Origin of the sequence: Winogradskyella sp. 4-2091 (assembly GCF_045765065.1) — a bacterium.
Lineage (GTDB): Bacteria > Bacteroidota > Bacteroidia > Flavobacteriales > Flavobacteriaceae > Winogradskyella.
Genome location: NZ_JBJKOD010000002.1, coordinates 137,244 through 150,085 on the forward strand (window position 1 = coordinate 137,244; position 12,842 = coordinate 150,085).

Consider the following 12,842-nt stretch of genomic DNA (forward strand, 5'->3'; position numbering starts at 1 on the left):
GTTTTTTATTTACTAATTCCATAATCTAGAGGTAAGGTATCTCCAACACGCTGTATACCCATAGAGCCACTAAAATAAATCCCTTCGATAGGTGAATAATTCCCGTAAATATCCACGTAAAATTCATCAATATCTACCTGTAATTCTGATTGAAAATCTTTATCATACAAAATAGAAACTTTGTCTTTTAAGGTTACTTTTTTTAAATTAGAGTCTACAATTGCATCTACATTAAAGTAAGACCATTCTTTTACAACGAAGCCATCAAAAAAGATGAAATAGTCTTCATCTCTTAAATTCTCGTTATATAAAGATCGCATAAAATGCTGTATAGACCCATTATAAACGCGTTCTCTGTTTTTAATTGTTTTAGGTTTATCTGAGTCCTCTAAATTTCTATAAAATGAAGTGCCGTAATAAAAAACTGACTTCACAGTAAATTCTACAGTATTTAAATTTGCGTATTTAAAGTTAATTTCAAAATCAATTAAGTCATAAGTAATTTCATAGTTAAGCGCTCTGTTTTCTATTTTAAGAGCCACTTTAGAATTTGCGTATAAGGCTTTATTCTTCTTGTCGTATTTTAAGACTAAATCTTCTTCATTTAAAATCTTACATGATTTGCCATACTTTGAGACACCAAGAAATTCTTTTTTAAATAATCTTAATTTTTGTCGTCTTGTTAAACCATCATCATATTCTATATGCACCTCATCTAATGCATTATCTGCTTCAATGAGTTCGATTTTCATATTAGTTTTTAATCTATAATCTGATATAAAAATCTTTTCGTAACCTAAATATGAAATTACTAATGTAGACTGTACTGCATCTGTATAGGTTATAGAAAACTCGCCATTACTATCTGTTGTGGTACCAAGAGTTGTATTGTCAAAATAAATGGCAACAGTTTCAATAGGTTTTTGTGTGGTTTTATCTACAACAGTTCCTGTTAGTGTTTGAGTGAAACAAAACAAGGGTAAAAGAAATACAAAACTGCAAAGTTTAATTGTTTTGTTGCTCATGATTATCCATAAACTTTCGTTCTAATTCCGCTTGAAATTCTTCCATCACAGGCCTTACTGTACTTTCAGGTAAATCAGCAATTTTAATATACATTAAACCATCAACAGCATTGTTAAATAAAGGGTCTACATTAAAAGCGACAAGTCTCGCATTTTGCTTTATGTATTTTTTTAATAAAACAGGAAGTCGTAATGCTCCTGGTTCTACTTCATCAATAATTTTATCAAATTTATTTAAATCCGCTTCAGTTTCGTCAAACACAAATTCTTTATCCGCATCCTGTAACTTTACTTTAAATTCTTTTTTAGGATGAACATATTGCGCTACATAAGGATCGTAATAATGTGATTTCATAAACTCAATCATCAGACTTTTAGAAAAGTTAGAAAACTGGTTACTTATACTTACACCACCTATTAAATATTTATGCTCTGGATAACGCAATGTTGTATGCACAATACCTTTCCAAAGTAAAAATAATGGCATTGGTTTTTGCTGGTATTCTTTAATGATAAATGCTCTACCCATTTCTATGGATTGGCTCATCATTTTATGCAATTCTGGCTCAAAGCGAAATAAGTCTTGTAGATAGAACCCATCAATTCCATAACGTTCAAAAATTTGAGATCCTAAGCCCATTCTATAAGCGCCTGCCATTATATTTTTATCGTTATCCCATAAAAACATGTGGTGGTAATAGGTGTCAAAAGTATCTAAATCAATAGCTTCATTGGTACCTTCACCGACTTCTCTAAATGTAATTTCTCGTAATCGACCAATTTCTCTTAAAATGTTAGGAATGTCTTTTGCAGATGCCAAAAACACTTCATAATTTTTACTTTCTAAGAGTCTACAATTCTCATCCCTTAACTTATCTACCTCAGCAATCATCACTTCTGGTGCTATTGGTGTGACAATACGTTTTGGTAATTTTACGGGTTTTAATTGTGATTGCAGATTGTCTAAAATCTTAGGTTTATCTTCAAAAGTTTTAGATAACATATAAGTTTTTCGTCTCAAAAAATCTGAAAAATCTTTTAAATTACTATGTTCTTTTTGATCTTTTACAGAAATAGGTTTACCAACTCTAACTTTTATTACACGACGCTTTTGTGTTAAAAGTTCTGACGGTAATTTTGCCGTTCTTAGTGTATCACTAATCTTAGAGAGTCTATAAAACAAACGACTATTTTTAGCATGAAAATAAATAGGAACTACTGGAACTTCTGCTTTCTGAATTAATTTCATTGCTGCTACTTCCCATTCTTTATCAACTACTAATTTACCATCACGATAGGTGGAAACTTCTCCGGCAGGAAAAACACCTAAAGGATGCCCTTCTCTTAAATGCAAAATAGCGTTTTTAAAACCTGCAATACTACTCTTTACATCCTTTCGTTCTTCAAAAGGATTTACTGGCATTATATATGGTTTTAAGGGCTCAATTCTATGTAGTAAAAAGTTAGCGATGATTTTAAAATCACTTCGCTGTTCCATCATTAATTTTAACAATAGAATACCATCTATACCTCCAAGTGGATGATTAGAAACTGTGATGTAAGGCCCTTCTTTTGGAAGTCGCTTCATATCCTCTTCTGGGATCTCGAACTTTATCTGAAATTCATCTAAAATACCATCTAAAAATTCAACATTACTGAGGTGTTTATTACGATTATAAACCCTGTTTAATGTTGATATTTTGAGAACTTTCATCAAAATCCAACCAAAAAAAGTACCCAAGAAGCCATACTTATCAGCATGTATTGCCTTAGCGACTTCTTTTGCGGTTACCAAACCAGTATCAGATGATTTACCCATAAAACAAATGTATGAAAGTTTATTTTGTTACAATTTGCACAGTGCCTTGTGTTAATTGCTTTAATAATACTGTTTTATCTTTTTCTAGCTCTTGTATTGCATCGTCATTGTAGTGCCTAATAGTGTATAGACTGACATTATCGTTGCATGTTACATTAAATTTTGCTTTTAAATGCTGTAGTAGTTTTTCTAAATTATCGTATAAATTTTCGATACAAACGGAAAAACTAATTGCTGAATTTTGAATAACATCAACCTTCATTTTATATAAGTGTAATAAACTGAATATTTCACTTATATTTTCTTCCATAATGTATGAAAAATCGAGTGAAGATAATGATATTAATACTTGATTCTTCTTTACAATAAAACATGGAATTTCAGGCACTAAGGCTTGTCCTTTGCTCACACAAGTGCCTGCTTCTTCTGGGTTTAAAAAAGACTTGACGTATAACGGAATTTCCTTTCTTTGTAACGGCTGAAGTGTTTTTGGATGAATTACAGAAGCGCCATAAAAAGCCAATTCTATAGCTTCTCTATATGATATTTGATGTAATAATTGCGTGTTATCAAAATATCGAGGATCTGCATTAAGTACACCTGGAACGTCTTTCCAAATAGTTACACTGTTAGCATTTAAACAATAAGCAAATATTGCAGCTGTATAATCACTACCTTCTCTACCCAACGTAGTTGTAAAATTATTGGCATCACTTCCCAAAAATCCTTGGGTTATATTTAAAACATTAGCATTTAATTTAGAACTAATGTTTTCTTGCGTTGCTTCCCAATTGACATTAGAACGTCTGTAATAATTATCTGTTTTTAAAAACTCTCTAACATCTACCCAATTACTTTTAAGACCTATTTCATTTAAATAATGACTAATAATTGTAGTAGAAATCAATTCTCCGTAACCAATAACTTGATCATAAACATAATTATAATCTGGAGATTTATTACTCTTAAAAAAAGCATTTAATTCATCAAAAAAAGATTTGACATCAACAAATACTTGATGTCTATTGTTTTCAAATAAATCTACCAAAATGTCATTGTGGTACTTAATAACGTCGTGAATAGCGCTTTGTAAATTGGCTTTATTTTCAAAATAATTTTTGACCACCAATTCCATACTATTCGTTGTTTTTCCCATGGCAGAAATTACAACTAATGTTTTCTCATGTCCTGTGGTTTGTAAAACTTTTGCTATATTTTTTACACCATTTGCATCCTTTACAGATGCACCTCCAAATTTATAAACTCGCATACGTGTTTCCCGAATTTAAGGGAACATTTTTAATTAATAATTGATAAATAATTTTCAATTCCTTTTTCATTTAATTGAACTACGTTCCAATCTCTCATTACGTTTGCACCTTTACTTTCGTAAAACTTAATTGCAGTTTCATTCCAATCTAAAACCTCCCAACTTACGCGTTTTACTTTTATCTGTTTCGCGTACTGTACAACCGTATCTAGCAGTAGAGTTCCTAAACCTTTTCCTCTACATTTTTCACTTACAATGAGATCTTCTAGATGCAATACTTCTCCTTTCCAAGTAGAATATCTCGGATAGACTAATGCGATGCCTTCAATAGTGTTATTCACTTCCATAACAAAACAAGTAAATTTTGGATGAGCGCCAAAACCATCATTTTCTAAATCGGAAATACTTACCTCTACAGCATCAGATTCTTTTTCAAAGGTTGCCAATTCTTGAATAAGCTCTAAAACTCTTGGCATATCTTGTTTTTGGGCTAATCTTGGTTGATTCATTTGGTTAATTATAAAGAATACTCAAATATAATTCAACTTAGCAGACATCACAATAATTTTAAAGTACGAAAACGTTATAGTTTGTTAAAAAATGCGATATTTGTATGCTACTAATCAATATATTACTTCATGTCTAAAAGAAATCAAACCTTAGGGGAATTCATAATTGAAAATCAAACATCGTTTAAATATTCTTCAGGAGAACTTTCAAAACTAATTAACTCTATACGTTTAGCTGCGAAAGTGGTAAATCATGAAGTGAACAAAGCTGGTCTTGTTGACATTATTGGTGCTGCTGGTGATACTAATATACAAGGCGAAGATCAACAAAAACTTGATGTATATGCCAATGAGAAATTCATTCAAACTTTAACCAAAAGGAATATTGTTTGTGGTATTGCAAGTGAAGAAGAAGATGACTTTATCACTATAAATAGCCAAGATGAAAACCACCAAAACAAATATGTGGTACTAATAGATCCTTTAGATGGTTCTTCTAATATTGATGTTAATGTTTCTGTTGGAACGATCTTTTCAATTTATAGACGTGTTACACCTTTAGGAACACCTGTTTCTATAGAAGATTTTCTTCAAAAAGGAAGTGCGCAAGTTGCAGCAGGTTACGTAGTATATGGAACATCTACAATGTTAGTGTACACAACAGGCGATGGTGTAAATGGATTTACTTTAAATCCTGCAATTGGATCTTATTACCTATCGCATCCAAACATGCAATTCCCAGAGGATGGAAATATATATTCTGTAAATGAAGGTAATTATTCAGACTTTCCTATTGGAATAAAAAAATACATTAAATACTGTCAGGAAGATGAGAACGAAAGACCATACACAAGTAGATACATTGGTAGTTTGGTTTCTGATTTTCATAGAAATATGATTAAAGGTGGTATTTATATGTATCCTAAGAGTACTAAAAACCCGAAAGGAAAATTACGCTTACTTTATGAGTGTAACCCTATGGCTTTTATAGCAGAACAAGCTAATGGTAAAGCAAGTGATGGATTAACAAGAATTATGGATATAGAACCTACCGAATTACACGAGCGTGTACCATTTATTTGTGGCAGTAAAAATATGGTTGAAAAAGCTGAAGAATTCATTAGAGACAACGCTTAGTTTCCTTGTAATTACACATAAAAAAAGCAACCTAGATTTAGGTTGCTTTTTTTATTTAAAATAGTGTTCTAACTATCTATTCATATTTTTCATTTCTTCAATAAACGTATCAGAATCTACATCATCATGTGCTAATGCCAACGCTTTATCTGCAATGTATTTTACATTCTGAGCATGAAAACCTAAACCAACGCATAACTTCTCTAGTAAACTATGTTGATTTGGACCTTGTATATCATCTGCCCAAACCATACGTGCTAAATCATACAGACGCTCTAAACGCGTTTCGTAAGACAGTGGTGCATTCAGTGGATGTGTTCCATAATTCTCAACAATTTCTTTGTAATCGTGTTCTGTAATATCTAAACGAGTAGCTAAACGATCTAAAAATAATTTTTCAGTATCCGTAATAACACCATCACTCATTGCAACTTTAACTATAGATGCAAAATGGTTTTTATTTCGCTTTTTAAATCCGCTATCAAATAAATTTGAAAATGACATATATTGTTTTATTTATTATCTAATTATTAATTCTGAACAAATATAATTCTATTCAAAGAATTATCAGTATTGAAGACTTCAAAAATTTTATATTTGCAACTTCAAATAAAGAAACTTGAGTAAAGTATCTATCACCCAAACATTCGCACAGACTTTGCAACTGCAAAATCTGCAAACTGCTATTGCCCAAAGCGAAACCAAAACTCATATTAAAGGTCTAGTTGGTTCGTCGTTTTCTATAACAGTTGCTGAAGCATTTAAAACAGCTGATAAACCATTTTTATTAATTTTTGATGATAAAGAAGAAGCCGCTTTTTATCTCAACGATTTAGAACAACTCATCAATGACAAAGATGTATTGTTTTATCCTGGAAGCTACAGAAGACCATACCAAATAGAAGAAACTAATAATGCCAACGTCCTTTTACGTGCCGAAGTTTTAAACCGAATTAATTCGCGTAAAAAACCGTGTATTATTGTTACCTATCCTGATGCGCTTTTTGAAAAAGTAGTAACTAAAAAAGAGCTAGAAAAGAATACGTTAAAAATTTCTGTTGGTAATGAATTGAGTATTGATTTTGTCAACGAAGTTTTATTTGAATACAAGTTTAAACGTGTTGACTTTGTTACAGAGCCAGGCGATTTCTCAGTAAGAGGTGGCATTGTAGATGTATTTTCATTTTCTCATGATGAACCTTACCGAATTGAATTCTTTGGTGACGAAGTAGATAGCATAAGAACTTTTGACGTAGAGACACAACTTTCTACCGAGCGTATTAAAAAGGTCAGTATTATACCTAATGTGGCGAATAAAATGATCGCAGAGCAACGCGAAAGTTTTCTAAAATATATTTCTAACAAAACAGTTATTTTCTCTAAAAATGCATCGCTTACATTTTCTCGAATTGATAATTTTTATGGGAAAGCTGAAGATGCCTTTAAAAACTTATCTGGTGATATAAAACATGCGTCGCCAGAAGAGTTATTTTGTAATTCAGAATTACTTAAAAGACAATTTTTAGAATACTGTTTAGTAGAGTTTGGTTCTGAAGCCGTATTTGCAAAACAACTTATAGCTTTCTATACCAAACCGCAGCCAGCATTCAATAAACAATTTAATTTGCTGATTGAAGATTTAAATGACAATCACAACAACGGAATAACCAACTATATTGCCTGTGTAAGCGAGCAACAAGCCAAGCGTTTTCACGATATTTTTGATGATGCAGAACAAACAGTTCATTATAAAACCGTTGTACTCTCATTGTATCAAGGTTTCATAGATACTGAACACCATATTGCTGTATATACAGATCATCAAATTTTTGATCGTTATCACAAATTCCACCTTAAAAATGGCTACGCCAAAAAGCAAGCTATTACTTTAAAAGAATTAACCAATCTTGAAATTGGAGATTATGTTACACACATAGATCATGGGATTGGAAAATTTGGCGGATTACAAAAAATTGATGTTGAAGGTAAAAAGCAAGAAGCCATAAAATTAGTCTATGGCGAACGCGATATTTTATACCTCAGCATTCACTCTTTACATAAAATCACCAAGTTTAACGGTAAAGATGGAAAACCACCAACGGTTTATAAACTAGGAAGCAAAGCTTGGAAAACCTTAAAGCAAAAAACAAAAACTAAGGTTAAGGAAATTGCCTTCAACCTTATTAAACTATATGCCAAACGTAAATTAAAGAAAGGTTTTCAATACGCTCCAGATAGTCATATGCAATTGGAGTTAGAAGCTTCATTTATTTATGAAGACACACCAGATCAAATTACATCTACTGCAGATATAAAAGCTGATATGGAAAGTGAACGACCAATGGATCGTTTGATCTGTGGTGATGTTGGTTTTGGAAAAACCGAAGTTGCCATAAGAGCGGCATTTAAAGCTGTAGATAATGGTAAACAAGTTGCTGTTTTAGTACCAACAACGATATTGGCTTATCAACATTCACGAACGTTTAAAGAACGACTAAAAGATTTCCCAGTAACTGTAGATTACGTTAATCGTTTTAGAACTGCCAAAGAAAAACGAGAAACTTTAGAAGGCTTAGAAAAAGGGCGTGTAGATATTATTATAGGCACACATCAACTCGCTAGTAAAAACGTAAAATTTAAAGATTTAGGTTTATTAATTGTAGACGAAGAGCAGAAATTTGGCGTGGCCGTAAAAGAGAAATTAAGAACCATTAAGGAAAATGTAGATGTATTAACTTTAACGGCAACTCCTATACCAAGAACGCTTCAATTCAGTTTAATGGCTGCACGAGATTTATCTGTCATTAATACAGCACCACCAAACCGATATCCTATTGAAAGTCATGTAATTCGTTTTGGAGAGGAAACTATAAGAGATGCTGTAAGCTATGAAATACAACGTGGCGGACAAGTATTTTTTATTCATAATAGAATTGAAAATATAAAGGAAGTTGCTGGTATGATTCAGCGTTTAGTACCTGATGCTAAAATTGCCATTGGTCATGGCCAAATGGATGGTAAAAAGCTAGAGCAACTTATGCTGGCTTTTATGAATGGTGAATTTGATGTTTTAGTAAGTACTACCATTATTGAAAGTGGTTTAGATGTACCAAATGCAAACACCATTTTTATTAATAATGCTAATAATTTTGGATTGAGTGATTTACATCAAATGCGTGGACGTGTTGGGCGTAGCAACAAAAAAGCATTCTGTTATTTTATTACACCAGAACATTCTGCAATGACTAATGATGCCAGAAAACGTATTTCTGCTTTAGAACAATTCACAGAATTAGGAAGCGGATTTAATATTGCCATGAAAGATTTAGAAATTCGTGGAGCAGGCGATTTATTAGGTGGTGAACAAAGCGGATTTATTAATGATATCGGCTTTGACACTTATCAGAAAATCTTAAATGAAGCTATTGAAGAATTAAAAGAAACCGAATTTTCAGATTTATATAAAGATGATGGTAAGCCTAAGCAGTATGTAAAAGATATGACTATTGATACTGATTTTGAATTACTTTTCCCAGATGATTACATCAATAATATCACTGAGCGATTAAATCTATATACCAAACTAAACGCCATAAAAACAGAAGAAGAACTCCATAAGTTTGAATTAGATATTATTGACCGTTTTGGAGAATTACCTATTCAAGTTTCAGATTTATTAGATAGCGTACGATTAAAGTGGATTGCAACGAAAATGGGTATTGAAAAACTGATTATGAAACAAGGAAAGATGATTGGTTATTTTGTTCAAGATCAGCAAAGTGGATTTTACCAAAGTCCGTCCTTTACTAAAGTACTGCAATTTGTACAGCATAATGTAGGTAAATGCAAAATGAAAGAAAAACAAACTAGAAAGGGTTTGCGTTTATTACTCACTTTTGAAAACATTAAGTCAACAAAACAAGCATTGGCTGCTTTATCTGATATGCAATGAGTGAAAAAAGCCATTTAAATAATCTATTATTATTAATCGTTGCAACCGTCTTTATAAGTACTTCTGGCCCATTAGGAAAGTTTATAGATATGCCAACGGTTGTAATAATTTTTTGGCGCTCCATTTTAGCCGCAATATTTTTGTTTGCGCTTTGTTTGTTTAAAGGTATTAAGCTCAAAATCAACTCTAAAAAAGATCGGCTTACTTTTTTCATTGCCGCCTTTTTAATGGGCGCACATTGGGTAACCTATTTCTATGCATTAAAATTATCTAATGTTGCTATTGGTATGATTTCAGTATTTACGTTTCCGGTAATAATAGCCTTATTAGAACCTTTATTCTCAAAAACAAAATTAGATCCTATTCATATTTTATTAGGGATTATGGTGTTACTAGGAATCTATATTCTAGCGCCAGAGTTTGATATAGAAAACAATTATTTACAAGGCATTCTATTTGGTTTACTTTCGGCTGTATGTTATGCATTACGCATTTTAATGCTAAAAGAACACGTTACCAATTATAACGGAACTATGCTTATGTTCTATCAAGTGATAATTATAGCAGCATTGCTTGTTCCTGTCCTATTTTTTATGGACACTTCTAATATTACAACACAATATCCTTATGTTTTATTATTAGCTATAGTAACTACGGTCATTGGTCACACTATGTTTGTAAATAGTTTAAAATATTTTAAGGCAAGTACAGCAAGTATTATTGGTAGTTTACAACCTATATTTGGAATCATAATTGCATTCTTTTTCTTGAATGAAATACCAACATTACATACATTTGTTGGAGGCATGCTAATACTAGCAACAGTTATTATTGAAAGTATAAGATCTAAAGCTAAATAATGGCTTAATTATTGAAGTCATTTCCAAGATAAAAAACACCGTGTAATGAAAAACATATTATTTCTATTTTTGATTTTACCTATGCTAACTATAGCACAAAGTGTAAAAGGAACATTCTCGCCTGCAGAAGATTATTCATATGCGTTTTTATATAAAGCAACACCAGAAGGCGCCAATTATATAGACAGAGGGCAATTAGATAAAAATGGTCAGTTTGAAATAAAACTAAGCGACTCTTTAGAAGCAGGTATTTATAAAATTGTATATGCAGTTCCGCCAGAGGAGAATAATTTTGATGTAATCTACGACGGAAAGGAAACCGTTGCCTTTGATTTTAATCAAGAAAGTGGTGTCAACTTCACAGAATCTGAAGAGAATAAACTTTTTGCTTCTTACCTAAAAAGTATGGAAATGGTAAACCATACCATCAGTAACTATTACAATAAAGGTATTAAAGATGAAAAAGGGTTTAACGCTATCTTTAAAACTTTAAATGATACGCAGCTGGCTTATGAAGACTTAGCTAAAGATAAATTAGTGAGCAGTTTCATTATAGCTAATAGTCCATATATGCCTAAAGAATATGAAGATATCTCAACGTATTCTAATAACTTAAAACAACATTATTTAAGTCATGTAAATTTTAGTGATTACTTACTTCAGAGCTCAACGTTTTTAGTAGATAGAGTAAATGCCTATGTTTTTAATATGGTAGATAACCCAACAAATGCCATACTTAAATCTCATATTGATGATGTTGCCGCAGCTATACCTAATAATGATTTAATTATTAAAACAAGCTTACTTGAAATGTTATGGCACCAATTTGTAAGCGGAGAAAATCATGAAGTTGCTAATTATATCACGGACAATCATCTTCTTGAATTAGCAAAATCAACAAATAACAAGGTATTAGAAGAGATGGTAACCTCATTCAAAAACACATCTATTGGTACTGTAGCGCCTAATTTTGATATCACTTCTAATGGACAAGATACTAGTTTACACCAATTAAAAGGGTCGGAATATTATTTACTTGTTTTTTGGAGTAGTGCTTGCGGTCATTGTTTAGACGAGTTACCTAAAGTAAAAGAGATGGTAGCCAACAAATCTAACCTTAAAGTGGTTGCATTTGGTTTAGAAAACGAGGATAACAATTGGGATAAAGAAATTAAAAACTATCCAGATTTTACACACCAGATTGGTTTAGGTAAATGGGAAAACCCAACAGTTAAAACATATGGTGTTTCTGCCACTCCTATGTACTTTCTATTAAGTGCGGATAAACTTATTATGGCTAAACCATACGAGATTGAAGACTTAAAAGTTTTAATTGAAGGTTTGTAGAATCTTTTTTACAACTCTAAATTCAGATTTACATATTTTAATTTAGAAGAACTATATTTCATATTAAACGTTAGGCAACATTTGAGAAAAATCGCAATCTGAATGGAATTAAAACAAATATCAGGACAACAAAGCAGAACATTACTTGAGTTTTACGACCCAAAAGAATGGCCTTCTCAATGGAAAAAAATGCCTGAAATGATGTGTGAATTAATAAAATCGTTAGAATTAATTAAGCACGAACCTGTTTGGGTATTTACATCTCACGCTGAATTATTGTTTACGAATAAAAATGATTATCAAGATTGGCAAGTGCTAGTCAAAGTAATTGAAATGAATGAAAAACAATATTATAAAATCACAGCAACTCAAGAAAGTCCTTGGCATCATTTAACTGGATTTGCGGAAAATCATAATCTAGCATCTGAATTAATTATAGCCGGACTTTCAGTTTCTATTACTGGAAAAAATCGGAATATATTTCTGGACTCAAATTGATTAGAGAAATAAACATAGACGAATTAAAAACGGAATATCTAAATCTGACTAAAATCTGTGCAGAAATAGATTACTCGGACAAAAAATCTGTAAAAAGAAATAATTCTGCTGTTACCAAAATGTATAAGATTGTGCATTTACTTTCGGAAAACAATAACGAAACTGAGATTCTAAACTTTTCGGAATTGCTTAATGTTGAGGAGAACAAAACTAATCTTTGGGTTGCTACACAAATACTTGAAAAACTAAACGTTGACAAAAAAACTGAACAAAACGCATTGAAAATAATAAAAAAAGTTGCTGACGGAAATGGAACTCAAGCAATGGGATTTCAAATTTGGTTATCTGAATATAAATTAAAGAATTGAAAAGAATAAAAAACGTTGCCTAACACCTTGTATAATTAATAAAAAGAAAACGCTCAG

Annotated in this window: 11 protein-coding genes; 6 read left to right on the forward strand and 5 right to left on the reverse strand. The window is 31.5% G+C overall.

Annotated features, from left to right (window positions below):
* Nucleotides 1-5 precede the first annotated feature (5 nt).
* Genes ACJBCC_RS03000 through ACJBCC_RS03015 form a run of 4 tightly spaced genes read right to left on the reverse strand, consistent with a single transcriptional unit; the run spans nucleotide 6 to nucleotide 4,623 of the window.
* Entirely contained in the window at nucleotides 6-1,025 is a 1,020-nt protein-coding gene (locus ACJBCC_RS03000; RefSeq protein ID WP_407556351.1) for a carboxypeptidase-like regulatory domain-containing protein, read from the reverse strand.
* A complete protein-coding gene (locus ACJBCC_RS03005; RefSeq protein ID WP_407556352.1) occupies nucleotides 1,006-2,844 on the reverse strand; it encodes a GNAT family N-acyltransferase in 1,839 nt (612 codons plus the stop codon). The genes ACJBCC_RS03000 and ACJBCC_RS03005 overlap by 20 nt, the downstream gene beginning before the upstream one ends.
* Nucleotides 2,845-2,863: 19 nt before the next feature.
* Nucleotides 2,864-4,114: an aspartate kinase gene (locus tag ACJBCC_RS03010; protein ID WP_407556353.1), complete on the reverse strand. Its 1,251-nt coding sequence runs from the start codon at nucleotides 4,112-4,114 to the stop codon at nucleotides 2,864-2,866.
* 29 nt (nucleotides 4,115-4,143) lie between these two features.
* Nucleotides 4,144-4,623 (reverse strand): GNAT family N-acetyltransferase, encoded by a 480-nt coding sequence (locus tag ACJBCC_RS03015; RefSeq protein ID WP_407556354.1) that lies wholly within the window; start codon nucleotides 4,621-4,623, stop codon nucleotides 4,144-4,146.
* Between the two features lie 129 nt (nucleotides 4,624-4,752).
* Here ACJBCC_RS03015 and fbp point away from each other — a divergent pair, with 129 nt between their 5' ends.
* Complete coding sequence (gene fbp, locus ACJBCC_RS03020; RefSeq protein WP_407556355.1) at nucleotides 4,753-5,760, forward strand: class 1 fructose-bisphosphatase; 1,008 nt, start codon at nucleotides 4,753-4,755, stop codon at nucleotides 5,758-5,760.
* A gap of 72 nt (nucleotides 5,761-5,832) precedes the next feature.
* Here fbp and ACJBCC_RS03025 read toward each other — a convergent pair whose 3' ends face one another.
* A complete protein-coding gene (locus ACJBCC_RS03025) occupies nucleotides 5,833-6,264 on the reverse strand; it encodes a TerB family tellurite resistance protein (RefSeq protein WP_407556356.1) in 432 nt (143 codons plus the stop codon).
* Between the two features lie 115 nt (nucleotides 6,265-6,379).
* On the opposite strand from ACJBCC_RS03025, the gene mfd reads away from it, so the two are divergent.
* The 5 genes from mfd to ACJBCC_RS03050 all read left to right on the forward strand — a co-directional run bounded on the left by mfd (nucleotide 6,380) and on the right by ACJBCC_RS03050 (nucleotide 12,785).
* Nucleotides 6,380-9,712, forward strand: a complete 3,333-nt coding sequence (mfd, locus tag ACJBCC_RS03030) for a transcription-repair coupling factor (RefSeq protein ID WP_407556357.1) — start codon at nucleotides 6,380-6,382, stop codon at nucleotides 9,710-9,712.
* Entirely contained in the window at nucleotides 9,709-10,572 is an 864-nt protein-coding gene (locus ACJBCC_RS03035) for a DMT family transporter (RefSeq protein WP_407556358.1), read from the forward strand. The genes mfd and ACJBCC_RS03035 overlap by 4 nt, the downstream gene beginning before the upstream one ends.
* Before the next feature lie 45 nt (nucleotides 10,573-10,617).
* Nucleotides 10,618-11,919 carry a TlpA family protein disulfide reductase gene (locus ACJBCC_RS03040; protein WP_407556359.1) on the forward strand — a complete coding sequence of 434 codons (1,302 nt, stop codon included), beginning with the start codon at nucleotides 10,618-10,620 and terminating at the stop codon, nucleotides 11,917-11,919.
* Between the two features lie 102 nt (nucleotides 11,920-12,021).
* Nucleotides 12,022-12,417 carry a hypothetical protein gene (locus ACJBCC_RS03045; RefSeq protein WP_407556360.1) on the forward strand — a complete coding sequence of 132 codons (396 nt, stop codon included), beginning with the start codon at nucleotides 12,022-12,024 and terminating at the stop codon, nucleotides 12,415-12,417.
* Entirely contained in the window at nucleotides 12,414-12,785 is a 372-nt protein-coding gene (locus ACJBCC_RS03050) for a hypothetical protein (protein ID WP_407556361.1), read from the forward strand. Before ACJBCC_RS03045 ends, ACJBCC_RS03050 begins: the two co-directional genes overlap by 4 nt.
* Nucleotides 12,786-12,842: the final 57 nt, after the last annotated feature.

What these genes read in the sequence shown, in the direction of transcription:
- ACJBCC_RS03000 (WP_407556351.1), bottom strand. Translation starts at nt 1,025, where the DNA reads ATGAGCAACAAAACAATTAAACTTTGCAGTTTTGTATTTCTTTTACCC.
- ACJBCC_RS03035 (WP_407556358.1), top strand. Translation starts at nt 9,709, where the DNA reads ATGAGTGAAAAAAGCCATTTAAATAATCTATTATTATTAATCGTTGCA.
- ACJBCC_RS03040 (WP_407556359.1), top strand. Translation starts at nt 10,618, where the DNA reads ATGAAAAACATATTATTTCTATTTTTGATTTTACCTATGCTAACTATA.
- ACJBCC_RS03025 (WP_407556356.1), bottom strand. Translation starts at nt 6,264, where the DNA reads ATGTCATTTTCAAATTTATTTGATAGCGGATTTAAAAAGCGAAATAAA.
- fbp (WP_407556355.1), top strand. Translation starts at nt 4,753, where the DNA reads ATGTCTAAAAGAAATCAAACCTTAGGGGAATTCATAATTGAAAATCAA.
- ACJBCC_RS03015 (WP_407556354.1), bottom strand. Translation starts at nt 4,623, where the DNA reads ATGAATCAACCAAGATTAGCCCAAAAACAAGATATGCCAAGAGTTTTA.
- ACJBCC_RS03045 (WP_407556360.1), top strand. Translation starts at nt 12,022, where the DNA reads ATGGAATTAAAACAAATATCAGGACAACAAAGCAGAACATTACTTGAG.
- ACJBCC_RS03005 (WP_407556352.1), bottom strand. Translation starts at nt 2,844, where the DNA reads ATGGGTAAATCATCTGATACTGGTTTGGTAACCGCAAAAGAAGTCGCT.
- ACJBCC_RS03010 (WP_407556353.1), bottom strand. Translation starts at nt 4,114, where the DNA reads ATGCGAGTTTATAAATTTGGAGGTGCATCTGTAAAGGATGCAAATGGT.